This window comes from Actinomycetospora straminea, from assembly GCF_028737255.1.
GTDB lineage: Bacteria > Actinomycetota > Actinomycetes > Mycobacteriales > Pseudonocardiaceae > Actinomycetospora > Actinomycetospora straminea.
In genome coordinates, this window is the sequence record NZ_JAQZAN010000004.1 from 157464 (window position 1) to 179126 (window position 21663).

Sequence of the window (21663 nt, forward strand, 5' to 3'; positions counted from 1 at the left end):
CGGCGAGGATGTCGAGTGACTTGTCGGAGAAGAAGTAGCGGGGGTACTCGTAGCGGACCATCCCGGACGACCTCTTCGTCGAGGTCCGGTTGGTGACGCGGCAGCCGTCGGCGTGGATGAGCCCGCGAACCAGCGGTCCAGGGTGCTGCTCGGCGATCTGTTCTTGCCACGGCTCCAGCGCGATCGCGCGAGGAGTGCATCGCGGACCTCGGCGGCGATACCCGGCCAGTCGTCGGCGCAGTAGATCGCCGCGACACCAGTGGGCGACCGTGCCCTTGGCAGCCGAGGACGCGAGCGACCTCGAACGGGCGGAGGCCGACCGCCGCCGGCTTCAGGGCCTGGGCGACCGTCGTCCGGGGGTGCACGTCGCCATGGTGCTTCCGCGCCCCGACAGTGCCCTGGTCACCCTTCGATGCGCCCGGGGAACGGGATCGGTCGGACCTCTATGCTTCTCCTGTCCGGCTCAGACTCGTCCCTCGAGGTGCCGAAGCCGGCCGAGCCGCCCCCGTAGCCCAATCGGCAGCAGGCAATGGTCTCAAACTCCATACAGTGTGGGTTCGAATCCCACCGGGGGCACCGTGGGTTCCGCCTCCCCTTGCGCGTTACCGCGCGCCCGGGAGGCAAGCGTCACCGTCGGGGGGCGGGCGTTCGACAGGTAGGCTCCTGAATCGACACGGCCTGCTCCGACGGTCGTCGCCGGCCACCGGCCGCGGCCCGGACAGGTCGGCCGTTCCTCCCAGGTCTCACCGGGGCGGCCCGACGAGGGCGGCGCGACGAGGCGATCACCGAGGAGCCCTCATGAGCCAGTCGGCCGACACCATCAGCGAGACCGCGAGCGCTCCGGAGGACCAGGTCCCCACCGGGCTGCGCGTCGTGGTCGCCGAGGACGAGGCGCTCATCCGGCTCGACCTCGTGGAGATGCTCCGCGAGGAGGGCTACGAGGTCGTCGGCGAGGCCGGCGACGGCGCGGAGGCCGTGCGCCTCGCCCGCGAGCTCCGCCCGAACCTGATCATGATGGACATCAAGATGCCCGGCACCGACGGGCTCGAGGCCGCGCGCACGATCGCGGGGGAGCGGCTGGCGCCGGTCGTCATGCTCACCGCGTTCAGCCAGCGCGAGCTCGTCGAGTCCGCGCGTGACGCGGGCGCGATGGCCTACCTGGTCAAGCCGTTCTCGAAGACCGACGTCGTGCCGGCCATCGAGCTGGCCGCCTCGCGGTTCGCCGAGGTCACCGCCCTGGAGGCCGAGGTCACCGCCCTGGAGGCCGAGGTCGCGGGCCTCACCGAGCGGCTGGAGACCCGCAAGGCCGTCGAGCGCGCCAAGGGCCTGCTCATGGCCAAGAAGAAGATGTCGGAGCCCGATGCCTTCCGCTGGATCCAGCGCACCGCCATGGACCGGCGCACGACCATGAAGGCCGTCGCGGACGCGGTCGTGGAGACGTTCGGCTGACGGTACGCAGCGTGAGTGCCCCGATCGGGTGACAGGCACTCGGCCGGCGGCCCGCCAGGACGCTGACCAGGACAGACGTATCCCTACCGTCCCCTGCGCGGCCGTCACTCCGCCGTGACCTACCGTGGGCCCTCGCCACGCATCGGACGGCGAGGGGTTGAGGCCAGTGGGCGCGCGACGGCGACGTCGGTTCGGCACGGTCGCGGCGCTGGCCGTCGCCGTCGTCCTCCTCGCCGGGTGCGGGGGCGTGAGCGGGTCGTCGGGCGACGGCAGCGACTGCGACACGAGCCGCGGCACGCTCGTCGTCGGCCTGGTGGCGCCGCTGTCCGGCGAGCTCGCGTCGGTGGGGCTCGGCATGAAGAACTCCGCCGACCTCGCCGTCAGCCAGGCCAACGCGCGGTGCGCGGTCCCCGGCTACCACCTCGCCGTGCAGAGCCAGGACGACCGCGCCGACCCGGCGACCGGCGCCGCGGCCGCCCGGACGCTCGCGCAGGACCCGTCGCTCCTGGGCGTGCTCGGGCCCTTCAACTCGTCGGTGGCGCAGGCGATCCAGCCCGTGCTCAGCGACGCGGGCATCGTGCAGATCTCGCCCGGCAGCACCGCGACGTCGCTGACCCGCGGCGCCAACGCCGTGACGGCACCGCTTCGGCAGTACCAGACGTTCTTCCGCACCGTCGCGACCGACGCCGTGCAGGGCCCGGCCGCCGCGACGTACCTGACGCGCGTCGAGGACAGGCGCCGCATCGCCGTCGTCTCCGACGGCAAGACCTACGGCGAGGGCATCGCCGAGGAGTTCGCCAAGCAGCTCGCGACCGAGGGCGGCCAGGTCGCCGTCCGCGTCACCGCCCCGCCCGGGTCGGCCCGCGACGGGGTCGTCGCGCGCGTCGCCGCCGCCCGGCCGGACGCGGTCTTCTACGGCGGCGAGTACCCCGAGGGCGGTCCGCTGTCGGCGGCGCTCGCCGCGCGGGGCGTCACCGTGCCCGTGATGGGCGGCGACGGCATCGTGAACCCCGGCTTCGTCACCTCCGGGGGCCGGGAGGGCGACCTCGGCACGTCGGTGGGCCCGCCCCCGGAGACGCTGCCGGCCGCGCAGGGGTTCGTCGACGCCTACCGCCGCGCCGGCTACCCCGAGAGCATCGGGTCGTACGGGGCCTTCACCTTCGACGCCGCGAACGTGCTCGTCGACTCCGCCGTCCGCACCCTGGGCGACGACCGCGAGTGGAGTCCGGCGGTGCGCCCGGAGATGGTCCGGGCGGTCCAGGGCTTCCACGGCGACGGCGTCACGGGGCCGCTGTCGTTCGACCGATTCGGCGACGTCAGCCGCGACGCGGTGACCGTCTACCGGGTGCAGGCCGGCGGCTGGTCGGTCGTCGGTCCCGTCGACTGAGTCCCGACCAGCGGATCTCCACCTCCGCCGCGAGCGGATCTCCGGCCTGATCGGACGTTACGGTCCGAATACGACGGCCCCGCCGCTTGCGCGAGCGCCGTCACGCGCCTATACCTTCCACACCCGACTGGGCGAGCGATCACGCGAACCCGTCGCGAACATCTGACAGCAGGTGACGGAGGTGGACGTGATCCGACGACGGATCGCAGCCGCGGGTGCGCTCGTGGCGGCGGTGGCGCTGGTCCTCAGCGGCTGCGCCAACCAGGGGGGCGGTGAGCAGCAGGGCGGGGGACCGGCGGCGGGTGCGCCGAGCCAGCCGACCAATGCGGAGCTGCCCGCCGGCAACGGGCAGGGGCGCTGCGCGCCGGGCACGTCGATCGGGTACGCGGGCACCATCGCCGGGCAGAACGCCGCCCTCGGCATCGCGATCCTGAACGCTGCGCAGCTCGCGGTCGACCAGCACAACCAGGCCAACCCGAACTGCCAGGTGACCCTGGTGCGCGCCGACACCGGCGGCACCCCGGACACCGCGGTCGGCCCCACCACGGCGCTGATCAACAACCCGGCCGTCCTCGGCATCGTCGGCCTGCCGTTCTCCGGCGAGTCGCGGGCCGTCGGCCCGGCCCTCAACGCGGCCGGCCTCGTCAACATCACGCCGTCGGCCACCAACCCGAGCCTGACGCAGAACGGGTGGACGAACTTCTTCCGCGGCCTCGGCAACGACGCCGTCCAGGGCCCGGCGGTCGCCCGCTACATCCAGCAGCGGGTCAACGCCCAGAACGTCTGCGTCATCAAGGACGACTCGGACTACGGCATCGGTCTGGCCACCCAGGTCAGCCAGGTGCTCGGCCCGGCAGCCGGCTGCCAGATCGACGTGAAGACCAACCAGCGCGAGTTCTCGGCCATCATCGGCCAGGTCCAGCAGACCAACCCGCAGGCGATCTTCTACTCGGGCTACTACCAGGAGGCCGCGCCGCTGATCCAGCAGCTGCGTGACGCCGGTGTGCAGACCACCTTCATCGGCCCCGACGGCGTGAAGGACGAGCAGTACGTCGTCAACGCGGCCGGCTCGGCCGACGGCACGCTGCTGTCCTGCCCGTGCGTGCCGCAGGAGGGCTTCACCGACTTCACGAACGCCTACCGCCAGGCCTTCGGCGTCCCGCCGCAGACCTACTCGGCCGAGTCGTACGACGCCACGACGATCCTGCTGCGGGGTCTCGACCGGGGCATCGCCGACCGCGCCGGGCTGCTCAACCACGTCCGCAACTACCAGGGCCAGGGCCTCACCAAGTTCTTCCAGTGGAGCCCCACCGGCGAGCTGACGAACACGCCGGTCTGGATGTACCGCGTCCAGGGCAACACGATCGTCACGGACAGCCAGATCTGACCGACCCGTCCGGCGTCCTCGGCCGCGTCCCCGCGCACCGTCGCGCGGGGGCGCGGCCGTCGGGTGTCGGGCACGATGTCCGCGGGCGCCGCCCGCGGATGGACACTCCCGTCCAGCATCCCCCGTGCCTGCCGCAGGGCGGGCGCCCGACGCCCCCGGGGAGCGCGTCATCTCCACCGTCCTCGACCCGGCCGTGCTCACGCCGCTGGTCGTGCACACCGAGGCCTGGATCAACTTCGACGTCGGTCTGCTGATCGACCGGTTCTGGGCGAACACCATCAACGGGCTCGCCTACGGCAGCATCTACGCGCTCGTCGCCCTGGGCTACACGCTGGTCTACGGCGTGCTCCAGCTGATCAACTTCGCACATTCCGAGATCTTCGTGATCGGCGTGTTCGGGGTCTACCTGACGTTCCTCGGGCTCGGGTTCGAACCCGGCGCGCTGCCGAACCTGCCGCTGGCCGCGATCATCCTCGACCTGCTGCTCGCCGGGGTCGTGGCGATGGTGGTCGCCGGGCTCGCCGCGGTCGGGCTGGAACGGGTGGCCTACCGGCCCCTGCGACGGCGCAACGCGCCGCGCCTCGCGTTCCTCATCACCGCGATCGGCGCCTCGTTCGCGATCCAGCAGGTCATCCGCATCGTGCGGGGCTCCAACCCCGAGGGCACGATCCGCCTGCTGCCGCCGTCGCCCGCGTTCACGGTCTTCGGCGCGCCGGTGACGAACCTGCAGATCGTCATCATCCTGGCCTCGATCGCGATGTTCATCGTCGCCGATCAGTTCGTGAACCGCAGCCGGCTGGGCCGCGGCATCCGGGCGGTCGCGCAGGATCCGGCGACGGCGACGCTGATGGGCGTCAACCGCGAGCGCGTCATCATGATCACGTTCCTGGTCGGCGGCGTGCTCGCCGGTGCGGCCGCGCTCTTCTACCTCATGACGATCCCGCAGGGCGCCGTCTACAACGGCGGCTTCCTGCTCGGCATCAAGGCGTTCACCGCCGCGGTGCTCGGCGGCATCGGCAACCTGCGCGGGGCGCTGCTCGGCGGCCTGATCCTCGGCGTCGCGGAGAACTACGGGCAGAGCCTGTTCGGCGGCGACTGGCGCGACGTCGTCGCGTTCGTGCTGCTCGTGCTCGTGCTGATGTTCCGCCCGACCGGCATCCTCGGCGAGTCGCTGGCGAGGTCGCGCGCATGAGGACCCGCTTCGCGACCGTCTCGCACTGGTGGAACAGGCAGAGCCGGCCCGTCCAGTGGGCCTACATGGTCCCGGTCGTCCTGTTCCTGCTCGCCCTGCCGGTGCTCAACCCGCCGATCATCACCACCGAGCCGTACACCGACTTCCCGATCTCGCTGTTCAACGCGGCGGTGTTCGCGCTCATCGCGATCGGGCTCAACGTCGTCATCGGCCAGGCGGGCCTGCTCGACCTCGGCTACGTCGGCTTCTTCGCCATCGGCGCCTACACCGCGGCGCTGCTCTCGAGCCCCGACTCCGAGCTGGGCGTGCGCTACCCGTGGCTCGTCATCGTGCCCATCGCGATGGTGGTCACGATGATCTCCGGGGTCATCCTGGGGACGCCGACGCTGCGCCTGCGCGGCGACTACCTCGCGATCGTCACGCTGGGCTTCGGCGAGATCGTGCGGTTGCTCGCCGACAACGTCGACCCGCTGCGCGGCAACCGGGGCTTCCAGAACATCGCCCGTCCCGGCGGCGAGTTCGCGGACGGCACCCCGATCTTCAGCCAGACCGACGCGCTCGGGTTCTACTGGCTCGCAGTGATCATCATCGTCATCGTCCTGCTGTTCATGGGGAACCTCGAGCGCTCGCGGGTCGGGCGCGCGTGGATCGCCGTGCGCGAGGACGAGGACGCCGCCGAGCTCTCCGGCGTGCCGACCTACCGCTTCAAGATCTGGGCGTTCGCGATCGGCGCCGCGGTCGGCGGCCTGTCCGGGACGCTGTTCGCCGCGCAGGTCGGCTACGTCAACAACCAGCGCTTCGACGTGACGACCTCGATCCTCTACCTCGCCGCCGTCGTGCTCGGCGGCCAGGGCAACAAGGTCGGCGTCATCGTCGGGGCGTTCATCGTGTCCTACATCCCGGACCGGTTCCAGTTCGAGCCGCAGTACCGCTTCCTGGTCTTCGGCATCGCGCTGATCGTGCTGATGATCTTCCGTCCGCAGGGCCTGCTCGGCATGCGCCAGCACCTGCTGACCTACGGCCGCCAGGCGTACCAGAAGCTGTTCGGGGCCAGGGCCGCGGTGGCGCCGAGCGGGCTCTCGGCGTCCTCGCGCGCCCGCGGGGACCTCCCGGAGGCCGTACCCGACGACCACGCGGGCACCTCGCCGCGCGGAGGTGGGGAATGAGCGAACCCACGCACGACAGCACCTCGACCAGCCTCGACGTCCCGCCCTCGGAGGAGGGCCTGCTCGAGTCACTCGAGCACATGGACGCCGCCGAGCGCGCCGAGCACGACGCGGCGGTGTCGGCGAGCGTCGCCCCGGCCCGCGACTTCGCCGTCGCGCAGGGGGAGACCCTGCTCGCGGTGGACGGGCTGACGGTCCGCTTCGGCGGCCTCACGGCGCTCGACGACGTCACCTTCGACGTCAAGCGCGGCGAGATCCTCGGGCTGATCGGCCCGAACGGTGCGGGCAAGACCACGTGCTTCAACATCATGACCGGCGTCTACCGGCCGACGGCGGGCGACGTCCGGCTCGAGGGCCAGTCGCTCGCCCGGATGAAGCGCTACCGGATCATCCAGGCCGGCGTCGCGCGCACGTTCCAGAACATCCGGCTCTTCGGCGCGATGACCGCGCTGGAGAACGTCGTCGTCGGCACCGACGCGCGGCACCGGACGTCGGTGCCGGGCGCCCTGCTGCGGCTGCCGCGCCACCGTCGCGAGGAGCGCGACGCGGTCGAGAAGGCGATGGCGCTGCTCGAGTTCGTCGGCATCGCCGACCGGGCCGCCGACAAGGCCACGGCCCTGCCGTACGGCTACCAGCGACGCCTGGAGATCGCCCGCGCGCTCGCCACGGAGCCGAAGCTGCTCTGCCTCGACGAGCCGGCGGCCGGCTTCTCGGCGACGGAGAAGGACGCGCTCTCCGAGCTCATCCTCAAGATCCGTGACGACGGCTACACGGTGGTCATCGTCGAGCACGACATGCGGGTGGTGCTCGGCGTGACCGACCGCCTCGTCGTGCTCGACTTCGGCCGCAAGATCGCCGACGGCCTGCCCGACGAGGTCCGGCGTGACCCCGCGGTGATCTCGGCGTACCTGGGTGGCGCGGTCGAGGACGCACCGGCGGGCGCGGGGGAGGAGGACGCATGACGACCATGCTCGAGCTGGACGACGTGCACGTCGCCTACGGGCGGATCCAGGCCCTGCGCGGGATCTCCCTGCGCGTCGAGGTGGGCCAGATCGTCGCGCTCATCGGCGCGAACGGCGCGGGCAAGACCACGACGATGAAGGCGATCTCGGGCATCCTCGGCCTGCAGTCGGGGTCGATGCGCTTCGAGGGCGAGGACCTCACCGCGATCCGGGCCGACCTGCGGGTGGGCAAGGGCATCAGCCAGGTGCCCGAGGGCCGCGGGATCTTCCCGGGCATGACGGTGGCCGAGAACATCGACATGGGCGCCTACCTGCGCAGCGACCGGCGCAGCCCGGAGTTCGCCGCCGACCTCGAGCGGGTCTACGAGCTCTTCCCGCGCCTGGCCGAGCGCCGCTCCCAGGCCGGCGGGACGCTGTCCGGCGGCGAGCAGCAGATGCTCGCCATGGGCCGCGCGCTCATGGCCCGCCCGCGCCTGCTGTTGCTCGACGAGCCGTCGATGGGGCTCGCGCCCCAGTTCATCGCGCAGATCTTCCGCGTCATCGAGGAGATCAACGCGCAGGGGACGACGGTGCTGCTCGTCGAGCAGAACGCCACCCAGGCGCTCGGGCTCGCGCACGAGGCCTACGTCATGGAGACCGGCGAGGTCACGCGCTCGGGCACCGGGGCGGAGCTCCTCGCCGACCCGACGATCCAGGACGCGTACCTCGGGGTGAGCTGACCCATCGGCGGCGGTCGGGGCAGCGCGCTGCTCCGGACGGTGCGGCGCGGGACCGTCGACGTCCACGGGGTGTGGCGAGGCGACCCTCAGGCGACGGGCAACGGCTCGCCCTCCCGCGGAACGACCGGGGAGTTCGTGCGCGTAGAGGCAGCGAACAGCGCGTTCGCTGCATCCCCGGACGCGAGCCCCAGGGTCCGGGCCACGGCACCGCGCAGGGTGGTGGCGGGGTCGGTGGCGACGGCGTCGTGGCGCCAGGCGACGCGGCCGTCGGGTCGGACGAGCACCGCGCCGCCGCTGCCCAGCCGGTAGGCCCGGCTCAGCCGGCCGCGCGGGTCGTCGAGGACCGGCGCGTCCACCCCGACCTCCGCGGCCGCCCGGCGCCAGCTGTCCTCGGCGGTGACGACGGTGAGCCGCCCGTCCCAGAGGTCGAGCGTCGAGCGACGCCGGCCGTCGACGCTGACCCAGACGTGCGGGGCCCGCTCCCCGGGGGCCGCGGTGAGCCGCGAGGGGTCGACGAGTGCCTGGTCCCCGTACCGGGTGCCCAGGTCGCCGACCATGCCGTCGGACGGGTCGGTCTCGCCGGCCCGCACCGAGCGGCGGGCGTTGCGCTCGCCGACTGGCCGGCGCTCGGTCACGTAGCTCGCGAGCAGCCCCTCGCCGGCGCGGCCCCGCGCCGCCCAGGCCAGCTTCCAGCCCAGGTCGTGCCCGTCGTGCACCGCGGTGTTGAGCCCGACGGCCGCGATCGGCGTCATGCGGTGCGCCGCGTCGCCGACGAGGAACGCCGCACCCGCTCGCGAGGCGGTCGCGAGCTCGGCGGCGAGGTCGAACGTGGCGGCGCCGAGCAGCTCGGGCTCCAGGTCCGGCACCCCGGTCGCGGCGCGCACCATCGCGACCCACTCCGCGTCGGTGGGCACGGTGTCGGGGGTGACGCCGAGGCGGGCGAAGCCCCAGCGGTCGGTCCCGGACGCGGTCCCGAAGGCGATGAGCAGCCCCGTGCCCTCCGGGTGGGTCAACCAGTAGAGCGCGTGGCGAGGCCCGGGCAGGACGCGGGAGAGGTCGGCGCGGAAGAGCACCTGGGCCGCGGGGCCCAGGCCCCCGAGGGGCTCGGTGACGATCCCGAGGGCGGTCCGCACGCGGCTGCGCGGCCCGTCGGCGCCGACGACGAAACGGCTGCGCACGGTGTCCGGCGTGCCGGTGATCGTGTCCCGCACCCGGGCCCACGCCCCGTGGTCGTCGACGGCGAGGTCGGTGAGCTCCGTGTCGAAGCGCACCTCGACCCCGGCCGCGCGGGCGGCGTCGAGCAGGATCGGCTCGAGGTGGTCCTGGGCGCAGCAGGCCGGGTACGTCGGGCTGACGGCCAGCGCCTCGCGGGGGAACGGGAAGCCGAGCGCGCTCTCGGTCAGCTCGCCGTCGGCGAGCGTCACCCCGGTGGCGCTGCGCGCGATCACCGTCGAGCTCGCGGCGCGGACGGCGTCGGCGACGCCCCAGGCACGGAAGATCTCCATGGTCCGCGTACTGAGCCCCGAGGCCCGGGGATGGATCGAGGTACTGCGGTGCCGTTCCACGACGAGCACCTGCGCGCCGTGGCGCGCGGCGGAGATGGCGGTCGCGAGGCCCGCGGGGCCGGCGCCGACGACGAGGACGTGGGGTGTGTGCTCCATGGCGTCGAGGGTCACGGCCGGGCCCGCGCCGCGCGTCCGTGGTGACTACCGATCCAACGCCCAGGCCCGCAGCCCGACCCGGTCGGTGGTGCCGGTCTTGGCCAGCAGCCGGGCCACGTGGGTCTCGACGGTCCGGGTCGAGAGGTGCAGGCGGGCGGCGATGTCGGCGTTCGTGCGGTGCTCGACGACGAGCGCCAGGACCTCCGCCTCCCGCGCGGTCACCCCGAGACGTCGCAGCTCCGGGGCCACCCCGTCGCCGGACCGTCGGGTGGGCGCGCCGGCGGCGCGCAGCAGGTCGCGGCAGGTCCGGGCCAGAGCCCGGGATCCGGCGTCGTCGCCCCGCTCGTGGACCGCGAGGTCGGCACGCAGCGCGGGCACCGGGTCGCCCCAGCCGTCGCGTACCGCCGCGTCGAGGACGATCGTGCGCAGCAGCCGGTGCCACCACGGCCAGTCCGCGAGCTCCGTGGCCGCCGCGGCGACGAGGGCGTCCGCCTCCGCGGCGCGCCCGGCGCGTCCCGCCGCCACCGCGTCGGCGTAGACGAGCGCCGCGCGGTTGGGCACGGCGATGAGCACCGGGTGCCCGCGCAGGCGGTCGCGGGCCTCGGCGTCGCGGTCGCCGACGGCGGTGCGCAGCAGGGGCCAGAGACCGTAGAAGGGGACCGGTGCGGCGCTGCGGTGGGCGAGCACGGCGGGCACGGCGCGGTCGACGAGGTCGGCGGCGCGCGGCAGGTCGTGGGCGAGCAGCGCGGTCAGTGCCGGCACGAGCGGGCCGAGGACCGCGATGTCGGCGGGGAGGTCGGCCCGGGTGGACGCCCTCGCGAGCAGGGCCTCCGCCCCGGCGCGGTCGCCGGTCAGCGCCGTCGACGCCGCCGCGAACAGCTCGGCGGTGCCCTGGAGGGTGGCGAGCCGCAGGCGGCCGAGCTGCTCGATGGCCGGGTGCAGGATGGCCAGGGCCGCCCGCGGGCCGTGCACGTGCAGCGCGGCGTCCGCGCGCAGCAGGTCGGCCTGGGCGGCGCGGGCGAGCATGCCGTGGCGCTCGGCCAGGTCCCGCGCGGCGTGCAGGTCGGCGGCGCCGGTGTCGCCGCGGCTCATGCGACGGGCGCCGAGGGAGAACAGCGCCTCCACCCGCCACGGCGCGAGCCCGTGCTCGGCGGCCACCGCCGCCGCCCGACGCACGAGGGCGTCGGCGTCGGGCGCGGAGTCCGGCGACGCGACGGCACAGCGGGCCAGCACCAGCAGCGCCTCGCAGAGGGTCGCGGCCACCTCGCTGTTGCCGTCGCGGATCAGCGCCGCGTCCGCGGCGGCCACCGCCTCCTGCGCCCGCGGGGCGGCGACGGCGGTCGCGCCGGCCCCGTACGCGGCGTCGGCACCGAGCACCAGCGAGCGGGGGTCGTCGGGGCGCGCGGCGCGTCCGACCCACTCGTCGGCCTCGCCGTAGCGGCCCGCGAGCACCGCGGCCCGGGCCAGGCGGAGGCACAGCTCGGCGTGCTCGTCGCCGGCCACGTCGCCGAGGGCCGCCTCCCCGAGGGCGAGGGCGTCCGCGGCCGCCCCGCGCAGCGTCAGCACCCGGACCCGCTCGGCGGCGACGCGGCCCGGGGCCGCACCCAGGGCCCCGGCGCGGCGCAGGAGCTCGTCGGCGTGACCGAGGGCGCCGCGGTCGGCGTCGCGGCGGGCGAGGTCGAGCAGGAGCGCGACGGCCCGCCGGTGGTCCCCGGACTCCGCGTGGCGGTCGGCGGCCGCCTCCCGGTCGCCGGGCGCGTCGCGGGCCTCGAGCGCGATGGCCACCCGCGCGGAGACGGCGGCGCGGTCGGTCGGCAGGAGGGCCGCGAGCACCGCGTCGCGGGTCAGGGCGTGGCGCCAGGTGAGGTGGTCCCGGGCGGCGACCAGTAGCCCGGCCCCGACCGCGGCTCGCAGCCCGTCGAGGACGGCGTCCCCGCCGACGCCGGTGGCCGCCGCGAGCAGGCGGTGGTCGGGGTCGCCGGGCGCCACGGCCGCGGCGTCGAGCACGACCCGGGCGGTCGCGGGCAGCGTCGCCAGGCGGCGGGCGACCAGCGCGGTCCAGCTCGGCGGCACCGTCCCGTCGCCGGCGTCGAGGAGCTCGGCGACCAGGAAGGGCAGGCCCTCGGACCGGCGCACCAGGTCGTCGACCGCGGCGCGTCCGGTCCCGTCGGACGCCACCAGTGCCGCGACCTGGCCGGCGTCGAGGCGGGCCGGGCGCAGGACGGTGACGTCGGGGTGCGCGACGAGCGTGGCGAGCGCGGCCACGGGGTCCCCGGCCTCCGCCGGCCCCTCGTCGTCGCGCGCCCCCAGCGCGAGCACGACCGGGACCCGGCCGACGGCCCCGGCGAGGTAGGCGAGCAGGTCGTGGGTGTCGGCGTCCGCCCAGTGCAGGTCGTCGAGGACCAGGACCGCACCGTCGGGGTGGAGGGCGGCGAGCAGGGCGAGCACGCCCTCCCCGAGGACGACGGCCGCGTCGAGGGCCGGTCCCGCGGGCGTCCCGGCCGGCCCGTCGACGGCGGCGCCCGGCACGAGCCGGGCGAGCGCGGCCCGGAACGGCCGCAGCCGCGGGGACTCCGGCAGGGGCGCGTCCCGCAGGGGCGGCGCGAGCGCCTCGGCGAGCGGGCGGTACGCCCCGCCGCCCGCGACCGCGCGGCCGGTCAGGACCCCGAGGCCGGCCGCCGCCGCGACGTCGGCCACCTCGGCCAGCAGCCGGGACTTGCCGATGCCCGCCTCGCCCGTGACCAGCAGCGTCCCGCCGTGGCCCGCGCGTGCCGCGGCGACGCGGGCGCGCACCACGGCCCGCTCGGCCTCCCGGCCGACCAGCGGGCGTCGCGGCGCGACCATCCGCCCATTGCAGCGCGGTGGCGCCGCCCTGACCAGGGGCTCAGCCGCCGGACCCCGGCGGGCGCGAGCGGTAGACGCAGGTCAGCTTCGCGGTGCAGACGCGGCGGCCCTCGTCGTCGCTGACGACGATCTCGAAGGTGCCGATCGTGCGGCCGACCGACAGCGGGGTGCAGACGCCGGTCACCTTCCCGTCCAGGGCCGAGCGGTGGTGCGTGCAGGAGAGCTCGAGGCCCACCGGCATGCGCTCGGGCCAGCCGTGCAGCGCGGCCGCGGTCGACCCGAGGGTCTCGGCGAGCACACCGTTGGCGCCCCCGTGCAGCAGGCCGAAGGGCTGCCGGTTGCCGGTCACGGGCATCGTCCCGACGACCCGGTCGGGGTCCCACGCCGTGATCTCGATGCCCATCCGCGCGGCGAGCTGCTCGTCGGGGTACTGGACCTCGATGTCGGGCACCGCAGCGGACTCGGGGGCCGAGGAGCTGGTCATCCCCGCAGGGTAGGGCGGGCCCGGGGACGGGGCCGCCCGGGCGCCCGGGGTGTGTCGGGGGTCGCGCCTAGACTCGGCGTGTGGCTCCGACCAGCACGGCAGCGCCGACCTCAGGCCAGCCCGAGACGACCCCGGACGCGCCGGCGAGCGGGCGTGGGCGGCTGCTGCTGCTCGACGGGCACTCGCTGGCCTACCGGGCGTTCTTCGCGCTGCCCACCGAGAACTTCAACACCACGACGGGGCAGACGACGAACGCCGTCTACGGCTTCACGTCGATGCTCATCAACCTGCTGCGCGACGAGGAGCCGACGCACGTCGCGGTCGCGTTCGACGTCTCGCGCCAGACGTTCCGCGCCGAGACCTACGCGGCCTACAAGGCCAACCGCAGCTCGACGCCCGACGAGTTCCGCGGCCAGATCGACCTGATCAAGGACATCCTGGCCGCGCTGGCGATCCCGGTGCTGGCGGTGGAGGGCTACGAGGCCGACGACCTCATCGCCACGCTGACGACGCAGGCGGTCGCGCAGGGGATGACGGTGTCGATCTGTACCGGCGACCGGGACGCCTTCCAGCTGGTCTCCGACGACGTCACCGTGCTCTACCCGCGCAAGGGCGTGTCGGATCTGGTGCGCTACACGCCCGAGCAGGTCATGGAGCGCTACACGCTCACCCCGGCGCAGTACCCGGACTTCGCGGCCCTGCGCGGCGACCCGAGCGACAACCTGCCGAGCATCCCGGGCGTGGGGGAGAAGACCGCGCAGAAGTGGATCCGCGAGTTCGGGTCGCTCGACGCGCTGGTCGACCGTGTGGACGAGGTGCGGGGCAAGGCCGGCGACGCGCTGCGCGAGCACCTGTCGTCGGTGGTGCTCAACCGCCAGCTCACCGAGCTGGTCCGCGACGTCGAGGGCATCGGCATGGGCCCGGACGACCTGGTGGTGCGGCAGTGGGACCGCGACGCGGTGCACCAGCTGTTCGACAACCTCGAGTTCCGGGTGCTGCGCGAGCGGCTGTTCTCCACGCTCACCGCGGCGGAGCCGGAGGCCGAGGAGGGCTTCGAGGTCCGCGGCGCCGCGCTCGAGACCGGCGCGGTGGCCGACTGGCTGGCCGACCACGCCCGCGACGGCAGCCGGGTCGGCCTCGCCTTCCGCGGCACCTGGGCGCACGGCACCGGCGACCTCGAGGGCATCGCGCTCGCGGCGGCCGACGGCGAGTCCGCCTACGTCGACGTCCGGGCGGTCGACGAGGCGGACGAGAAGGCGCTCGCGGCGTGGCTCGCCGACGTCGACGTGCCGAAGGCCGGTCACGAGGTCAAGGGCCCGAGCCACGCGGTGCGCGCCCGGGGCTGGCGCCTCGACGGGGTCACCAGCGACACCGCGCTCGCGGCCTACCTCGCCCGCCCCGGCGAGCGCAGCTTCGACCTCGCCGACCTCGCGCTGCGCTACCTGCGCCGCGAGCTGCGCGTCGAGGACAGCACGGAGGGCGGCGACCAGCTCACCCTCGACGGCGGCGAGGAGGAGGCCGACACCGCGCTCGCGCAGGCCGAGATGCTGCGCGCCCGCGCGGTGTACGACCTCGCCGACAAGCTCGACGCCGACCTCGCCGAGCTGGGGGGCACGGCGCTGCTCACCGAGCTGGAGCTGCCGCTGCTCGCGGTGCTCGCCGACCTCGAGGCCGCCGGCGTCGCGGTCGACATCAGCGCACTGCACGACCTCGAGTCGCAGTTCGGGGCGCGCGTGCAGTCGGCGGCGCAGCAGGCGTACGACGTCATCGGCAAGGAGATCAACCTCGGCTCGCCGAAGCAGCTGCAGGTCGTGCTGTTCGACGAGCTGGAGATGCCGAAGACGAAGCGCACCAAGACCGGCTACACCACCGACGCCGACGCGCTGCAGACGCTCAACGAGACGAACCCCCACCCCTTCCTCGAGCACCTCCTCGAGCACCGCGACGCCACGCGGCTGCGGGTGACGGTCAAGGGCCTGCTCGAGTCGTGCAGCGACGACGGGCGCATCCACACGACGTTCAACCAGACGATCGCGCGCACCGGGCGGCTGAGCTCCACCGAGCCCAACCTGCAGAACATCCCGGTGCGCACCGCGGAGGGCCGGCGCATCCGCGACACGTTCGTCGTCGGGTCCGACTCCGCCGACGGCGCGTTCGCCGAGCTCATGACCGTCGACTACTCGCAGATCGAGATGCGCATCATGGCGCACCTCTCGCGCGACGAGGCGCTGATCGAGGCGTTCCAGTCCGGCTACGACTTCCACTCCGCCACGGCGGCGCGGGTGTTCGGCGTCGGCGAGGACGAGGTGTCCCCGGCCCAGCGCGCCAAGATCAAGGCGATGAACTACGGCCTGGCCTACGGGCTGTCGGCCTACGGGCTCTCCGCCCAGCTCCGGATCTCCACCGACGAGGCCAAGGAGCTGATGGAGGAGTACTTCGCCCGGTTCGGCGGGGTGCGCGACTACCTGCAGCAGGTCGTCGGCCAGGCGCGCAAGGACGGCTACACCAGCTCGATCCTCGGCCGGCGTCGCTACCTGCCCGACCTCACGAGCGACAACCGCCAGCGTCGCGAGATGGCCGAGCGGATGGCGCTCAACGCCCCGATCCAGGGCAGCGCGGCCGACATCATCAAGGTCGCGATGCTCGGGGTGCACCAGGCGCTGCGCGACGAGGGCCTGCGCTCGCGGATGCTGCTCCAGGTCCACGACGAGCTCGTGCTCGAGGTCGCGGCGGAGGAGAAGGAGCAGGTCACCGAGCTGGTGCGCCGCGAGATGGGCGCGGCCTTCGAGCTCGACGTGCCGCTCGAGGTGTCGGTGGGCTTCGGGCGGTCCTGGGACCAGGCGGCCCACTGAGCCCGAGTCGTCACGCCGGGGCGTGGTGGTCCCCGTCTCGGGTCGTCTCCCTTGGTACGCGTCGGTACCACGCGCTACCGTGGTACGCGTGAGTACCGAGCACCTCGACGTGGTCATCGTCGGCGCGGGCCTGTCCGGGATCGGGACGGCCTGCCACCTCGAGCGCGAGCTGCCCGACCACTCCTACGCGGTGCTCGAGGCCCGCGAGGACCTGGGTGGCACCTGGAGCCTCTTCCGGTACCCGGGCATCCGGTCCGACTCGGACATGCACACCCTGGGCTACCGGTTCCGCCCGTGGAGCAGCGCGACGGCGCTCGCCGACGGCCCGTCGATCCTGGAGTACGTCCGCGAGACGGCGCAGGAGTTCGGCGTCGATGAGAAGATCCGTTACGGGCACCGCGTCACGCGCGCGTCGTGGGACTCCGACGCCCAGCGCTGGACGCTCGAGATCCCGGGACAGGCCCCGCTGACCTGCTCGTTCCTGCTCATGTGCTCGGGCTACTACCGCTACGACCACGGCTACACCCCCGACCTGCCGGGCATCGACCGGTTCGGCGGCACCGTCGTGCACCCGCAGCTCTGGGACCCCGAGCTCGACTACGCCGGCAAGCGCGTCGTCGTCATCGGCAGCGGCGCGACGGCCGTGACCCTCGTGCCCGCCCTGCTCGAGGGGGACGGCGCCGCCGCGAAGGTGACGCAGCTGCAGCGCTCGCCGAGCTACGTCCTCTCGATCGGGCGCACCGACCCCGTGGCCGCGGCCCTCTCGCGGTGGCTGCCCCGCGCGGTGGCCGATCCGCTCACGCGCGCGAAGAACATCGCCCAGATCATCGCGCTCTACCAGATCAGCCAGCGGTTCCCGCGGTTCGTCCGCGGGCTGCTCCGCAGGGCGACGCAGTCGTCGCTGCCCGAGGGTTACGACGTCGACACCCACTTCAACCCGCGCTACGACCCGTGGGACCAGCGCATGTGCATGGTCCCCGACGGCGACCTGTTCCGGGCGATCCGGCGCGGCGACGCGGAGATCGTCACCGACACGATCGACACCTTCACCGAGACCGGCATCCGCCTGGCGTCCGGGCGCGAGCTCGAGGCCGACATCGTCGTCACCGCGACCGGGCTGACGCTGCAGATGTTCGGCGGCGCCGAGGTCGTCGTCGACGGCGAGCCGCTGCACCTGCCCGACACCATGGCCTACAAGGGCATGATGCTCTCCGGCGTGCCCAACCTCGTGTACATGATTGGCTACACGAACGCGTCGTGGACGCTCAAGGTCGACCTCGTGGCCGAGTACGTCGTGCGGCTCCTGCGCCACCTGCGTGACCGTGGCCTCGGGGTCGCGGTGCCCGAGCGCGACCCGTCGGTCGAGGAGGCCCCGTTCCTCGACTTCGGCGCCGGCTACGTGCAGCGCTCCATCGACGAGCTGCCGAAGCAGGGCACGCGGGCGCCGTGGCGCCTGGCGATGAACTACGCCGTCGACGCGGTGTCGCTGCGGCGCAGCCGGGTCGACGACGAGGTGATGCGGTTCGTGCCGGCGAGCGCCGCCCGGGTGCGCGCGGAGGACCGCGCCGCGGGCTGAGCGCAGCGCGCCGGACGGGCGGTGCGGACCGGTCCGCGCGCCGCGAATCGGGTCACCCTTCGTAGCCGTCCGTGCGCGGCGCGTGCGGCGGCCGTCGAGCGACCGAACGCGAGCGGTGGCACCTCCGTTGACGCGACGGCGTTCGCCCCTGCGGCGGTCGTCGCGGCCCCGATCGCTGCGTGGCGGGACTCGTTCGGGTGCTTTCCGTCCACCCGTGTCGGAACGGTCAGGTCGCCGAACGGCCGACAGGGAAGGGCTCCGCCCGGCCCTCGACCTCTCCGTCGTCCGGAGACTGACGGCACGATCGACGTCGACGCACCGTGACGGGCTGGTCGGTCGGCAGCCGTCTGATCAGCGCTTCTGCGCTTCTCCGTGCGGCCATGGTCAACGCTGCGTGTACGGTTCGGCACCCTCATCACCGATGTGGCACCGAGGAGGGCGACCCGCAGCACATGGTCCCTGTCCTGGACTATCTCCCGCGCGGGGACACGCTGGACGTCGCCGCCCGGTCCGGCCGGCACCGTGTCCTGGTCGGCGTCCTGCTCGCCGCCGTGCCGATCGCGGCCCTCGTCGGTCTCGCGACCGGCGCCCCGGCGCTCGAGACGGCGCTCGCCGCCGTCGTGCCCCTGTTGGCCGGACTCGTGGGTGTCCGGGTCGGCGCGGGCCACCGTGTCGGCCCGCTCGTCGTCGCCGTCGGTCTCGGGGCCACGTGCGCAGGCCTGGTGGCCGTCGGCGAGGGCGCCCCTGCCGCGCAGTTCTCCTTCTTCGTGCTCGTCGCCGCCGTGGCCCTCTACCGGTCGTGGATCCCGTTCGCCGGGTTCGCCGGGGCGGCCGTGGTCGGCACCGGGCTCGCCGTCGCGACGTCCTCCGCGGGCCCGCTCGATGGTGGATGGTGGCTGGTCCACGGCACGGCGGTCGTGGCGGCATGTGCCGGGGTGGCCGTCGTCGTGCGCCTCGGCGAGGACGAGCAGCAGCACCTGGTGGCCCGGGCGGAGGCGCTGTCGCGGGAGCAGGTCCGTCGGCGGGAGTTCACCTCGGAGCTGCTGCTCAACCTGGCGCGTCGCAACCAGAGCATGTTCCACCGCCAGCTGGAGATCATCAACGACCTCGAGGAGCGGGAGCGCGACCCGGACGTCCTCGCCGACCTGTTCCGGCTCGACCACCTCGCCACCCGGGTGCGGCGCAACGCCGAGAGCCTGCTCGTGCTCTCCGGGGAGCAACCCGCCCGCGTGTGGTCGGGCCCCGTCGCCCTGCGGGACGTCGTGCGCGCCGGGGTCGCCGAGACCGAGGAGCTCGACCGGGTCACCCTCGTGGTCGACGAGCGCCTGCGGGTCGTCGGGAGTGCAGTGGCCGACCTGACCCACGTGGTCGCCGAGCTGGTCGAGAACGCGGTGCGCTCCTCCCCGCCGTCCGCGCCGGTGGTGGTGCAGAGCCGCGCCGACCGGCGCCGGCCCGGCGCGTTCCTGCTCGTCGTCGAGGACACGGGCAGCGGGATGCCGCCGCGGGAGCTGGCGGCGGCCAACGACCTGCTCGCGCGCCCGCAGGACGTCGACGCGCCGGCCGCGACGCGGCGGCTCGGCTTCCACGTGGTGTCGCGCCTCGTGGCGCGGCACGGGATCGAGGTCTCGCTGACGCCGACCCCCGGGTGCGGTGTCACCGCGGTGATCGTGCTGCCGCCCGCCCTGTTCGCGGAGCCGGCCGCGCCGGCGCACGGTCCGGGCCCCGGCTCCGCCACGGACTCCGCGGTCCCCGTGCCCCGGCGCAGCGCCGACGACGACGGCCAGCCGGGGCGCGACCCGGTGGGCGCGGGTGGCCGCCACGCCTGGCCCGGGGGTGGTCCGGCGGCCGGGCGCGCGGCGGGCGCGCCACCGGCGCCTCCCGGAGCGCACGCGGCCGCCCCCGGCGCGGAGCCGCCCGAGGACCGCCCCGACGCCCCCGACGCCCCCGGGGCGGGCGGGGCCGGCGGTCACGAGCACGGGTTGGGCGGGGCCCGGGTCGAGGCCGCCGTCGACGAGACCGAGGCGGGCGGGGACGGCCACACCACCGTCGAGCACCCGCCCTCGACGCCGCCCGCGCCCGCACCGCGCCGCGGGCTGATCCACCCGATCGTCGTCCCGCCGCCGCCCTCGCCCGCCGGTCCCGGGGACGACCCGGACGCCCGGGCGGCCCGCCCGGAGCGCCTGCCGGGACGTCCCCCCGGCCGGATGCCCGCGGCGGCGCCACCGGCGCGTCGGGCGCCGGGGCCGGACCCCGCGGCCCCCGGGCGGTCGGGGATCGTCCTCGCTCGACGCACCCCCCAGACCCATCTCGCGCCCGAGCTCGTGCGGCCGGGCGGACCGCCCCCCGCCGGCGACGAGCCGACGCCGACGCCGCCGTCGGGCGCGACCCCGCCCGACCGCGCCGCGCCCAGTGGCCTCGGGGCGGTGCAGGCCCTGTCGGCCTACCAGGCGAGCCGCGCCGTCGCCCGCTCCGAGATCGACGGGGGTCCCACGGCGGACCGCGGCGACGACGAGGTGGACGCCGAGGGCCGGCGCGGCCCGTCCGACGACGGCGACACGACGAGGAGGCAGCCGTGAGCGCACCGACCGACGAGGGTCTGGACTGGCTGCTCTCCGACTTCGCGACCGGCACGCCGGGCGTGCGGCACGTGCTCGTGGTGTCCGCCGACGGGCTGCGCCTGGCGGTGAGCAACGGGGTCGATCCCCGGCTCGCCGACCAGATGTGCGCGGCGGTGTCGGGCCTCGTCAGCCTGGCGCGGGGCACCGCCACCCTCCTCGACGGGGAGCCGGTCACCCAGACCATCGTCGAGATGGCGGGCGGTTACCTGTTCGCGAGCGCGATCAGCCTCGGCTCGACGCTGGCCGTGGTGACCACGCGCGCCGCCGACATGGGTCTCGTGGGCTACGAGATGACCCTGCTCGCGGCACGGGTCGGGCACGCCCTGACGCCGTCGCCCACGAGCTCGCCGGGAGGTCCCGGCAGGGGAGCTCCGTGAGCGTCGACGGCCGGGAGGACACCCGCGGCGATGGCGGGCGGGTGGTCCCGAACTACGCGTTCACCGCCGGCCGCACGCGGTCGGCGCGCGGTGCCGACATGCCGATCGAGGCCCTGGTGACCGCCACGGAGTCCGGCCTCGCCGCGGCGCCGGGCCTGCCGCCGGAGTCGCGGGCGATCATCGAGGCGAGCACGGGGCCGCAGTCGCTGGCCGAGATCGGGGCGCTGCTCGAGGTCCCCCTCGGCGTGGCGCGGGTGCTCGTCAGCGACCTCGCTGCCGACGACCACCTCGCCGTCCACCTGCCCCTCGTCGGGACCGACGGCCGTCCGCGTCGAGAACTCCTGGAAAGGCTCCTCGATGGTCTCCGTGCACGGTGACCACGCCGCCGATGGTGGCCTGGTGCGCGCCGGGGCGAAGGCGGCGCAGGCCGAGCTGCTCCCTCTGAAGATCCTCGTCGCCGGCGGGTTCGGGGTCGGCAAGACGACCCTCGTCGGTGCCCTGTCGGAGATCCCGCCGCTGTCGACCGAGCAGGAGATGACCAGCCTGTCGGAGGGCATCGACGACACGAGCGCGGTGCCGGACAAGACCACGACCACCGTGGCGATGGACTTCGGTCGCGTGACGGTCGACGACGCGCTGGTGCTGTACCTGTTCGGGACGCCGGGCCAGTCGCGGTTCTGGTTCATGTGGGACGAGCTCGCTCGCGGTGCCGTCGGGGCGGTGATCCTCGTCGACCTGCGACGCATCGACGAGTGCTTCGCCGCCGTCGACTACTTCGAGAACCGTGGCGTGCCGTTCGTCGTCGCGCTCAACGACTTCCCCGGCACCGAGGGGGTCGACGACGACGCCGTGCGGGATGCGCTCGCCGTACCTCCGGGCTGCCCGCTCGTGCACGTCGACGCGCGCGACGGCACCTCCTGCACGGCCGCCCTGATCTCACTGGTGGAGCACGCCCTCGCGGAGGCCGCCTGACCGGTGCGGGCCGGGCG

At 74.5% G+C, this 21663-nt stretch carries 16 protein-coding genes and 1 tRNA gene; 14 read left to right on the plus strand and 3 right to left on the minus strand.

The features are described 5' to 3' along the window. Positions 1 to 501 precede the first annotated feature (501 nt). The 8 genes from PH190_RS08170 to PH190_RS08205 all read left to right on the plus strand — a co-directional run bounded on the left by PH190_RS08170 (position 502) and on the right by PH190_RS08205 (position 8262). A tRNA-Leu gene (locus PH190_RS08170) sits at positions 502 to 576 on the plus strand. A 222-nt stretch (positions 577 to 798) separates the two neighbouring features. After that, positions 799 to 1449, plus strand: coding sequence for an ANTAR domain-containing response regulator (locus PH190_RS08175; RefSeq protein ID WP_274231002.1), 651 nt, complete (start codon positions 799 to 801; stop codon positions 1447 to 1449). Between the two features lie 166 nt (positions 1450 to 1615). Beyond that, the gene (locus tag PH190_RS08180) at positions 1616 to 2836 is read left to right on the plus strand and encodes a branched-chain amino acid ABC transporter substrate-binding protein (protein WP_274231003.1); all 1221 of its coding nucleotides are present in this window, start codon (positions 1616 to 1618) and stop codon (positions 2834 to 2836) included. A gap of 187 nt (positions 2837 to 3023) precedes the next feature. Next, complete coding sequence (locus PH190_RS08185) at positions 3024 to 4223, plus strand: branched-chain amino acid ABC transporter substrate-binding protein (RefSeq protein WP_274231004.1); 1200 nt, start codon at positions 3024 to 3026, stop codon at positions 4221 to 4223. 247 nt (positions 4224 to 4470) lie between these two features. Then, a complete protein-coding gene (locus PH190_RS08190) occupies positions 4471 to 5415 on the plus strand; it encodes a branched-chain amino acid ABC transporter permease (RefSeq protein ID WP_425550255.1) in 945 nt (314 codons plus the stop codon). Continuing rightward, on the plus strand, positions 5412 to 6581 hold the full coding sequence (locus PH190_RS08195) for a branched-chain amino acid ABC transporter permease (protein ID WP_274231005.1): 1170 nt from the start codon (positions 5412 to 5414) through the stop codon (positions 6579 to 6581). The genes PH190_RS08190 and PH190_RS08195 overlap by 4 nt, the downstream gene beginning before the upstream one ends. After that, positions 6578 to 7543, plus strand: coding sequence for an ABC transporter ATP-binding protein (locus PH190_RS08200; protein ID WP_274231006.1), 966 nt, complete (start codon positions 6578 to 6580; stop codon positions 7541 to 7543). Before PH190_RS08195 ends, PH190_RS08200 begins: the two co-directional genes overlap by 4 nt. After that, complete coding sequence (locus tag PH190_RS08205; protein WP_274231007.1) at positions 7540 to 8262, plus strand: ABC transporter ATP-binding protein; 723 nt, start codon at positions 7540 to 7542, stop codon at positions 8260 to 8262. The genes PH190_RS08200 and PH190_RS08205 overlap by 4 nt, the downstream gene beginning before the upstream one ends. Before the next feature lie 86 nt (positions 8263 to 8348). Here PH190_RS08205 and PH190_RS08210 read toward each other — a convergent pair whose 3' ends face one another. The 3 genes from PH190_RS08210 to PH190_RS08220 are packed head-to-tail and all read right to left on the minus strand — an operon-like array spanning position 8349 to position 13251. After that, positions 8349 to 9923, minus strand: a complete 1575-nt coding sequence (locus PH190_RS08210; protein ID WP_274231008.1) for an FAD-dependent oxidoreductase — start codon at positions 9921 to 9923, stop codon at positions 8349 to 8351. A gap of 45 nt (positions 9924 to 9968) precedes the next feature. After that, the gene (locus PH190_RS08215) at positions 9969 to 12767 is read right to left on the minus strand and encodes a helix-turn-helix transcriptional regulator (RefSeq protein ID WP_274231009.1); all 2799 of its coding nucleotides are present in this window, start codon (positions 12765 to 12767) and stop codon (positions 9969 to 9971) included. A gap of 40 nt (positions 12768 to 12807) precedes the next feature. Then, positions 12808 to 13251, minus strand: a complete 444-nt coding sequence (locus tag PH190_RS08220; RefSeq protein ID WP_274231010.1) for a PaaI family thioesterase — start codon at positions 13249 to 13251, stop codon at positions 12808 to 12810. 161 nt (positions 13252 to 13412) lie between these two features. On the opposite strand from PH190_RS08220, the gene polA reads away from it, so the two are divergent. The 6 genes from polA (at position 13413) to PH190_RS08250 (ending at position 21646) form a co-directional block, all read left to right on the plus strand. Beyond that, positions 13413 to 16103, plus strand: coding sequence for a DNA polymerase I (gene polA / locus PH190_RS08225; RefSeq protein WP_274231145.1), 2691 nt, complete (start codon positions 13413 to 13415; stop codon positions 16101 to 16103). Between the two features lie 88 nt (positions 16104 to 16191). Beyond that, positions 16192 to 17679: a flavin-containing monooxygenase gene (locus tag PH190_RS08230; RefSeq protein ID WP_274231011.1), complete on the plus strand. Its 1488-nt coding sequence runs from the start codon at positions 16192 to 16194 to the stop codon at positions 17677 to 17679. A gap of 452 nt (positions 17680 to 18131) precedes the next feature. Then, entirely contained in the window at positions 18132 to 20255 is a 2124-nt protein-coding gene (locus PH190_RS08235) for a sensor histidine kinase (RefSeq protein ID WP_274231012.1), read from the plus strand. Then, positions 20252 to 20674 carry a roadblock/LC7 domain-containing protein gene (locus PH190_RS08240; RefSeq protein ID WP_274231013.1) on the plus strand — a complete coding sequence of 141 codons (423 nt, stop codon included), beginning with the start codon at positions 20252 to 20254 and terminating at the stop codon, positions 20672 to 20674. The genes PH190_RS08235 and PH190_RS08240 overlap by 4 nt, the downstream gene beginning before the upstream one ends. Then, positions 20671 to 21051, plus strand: coding sequence for a DUF742 domain-containing protein (locus PH190_RS08245; protein ID WP_274231014.1), 381 nt, complete (start codon positions 20671 to 20673; stop codon positions 21049 to 21051). Before PH190_RS08240 ends, PH190_RS08245 begins: the two co-directional genes overlap by 4 nt. Further along, a complete protein-coding gene (locus tag PH190_RS08250) occupies positions 21032 to 21646 on the plus strand; it encodes a GTP-binding protein (RefSeq protein WP_274231015.1) in 615 nt (204 codons plus the stop codon). Before PH190_RS08245 ends, PH190_RS08250 begins: the two co-directional genes overlap by 20 nt. Positions 21647 to 21663: the final 17 nt, after the last annotated feature.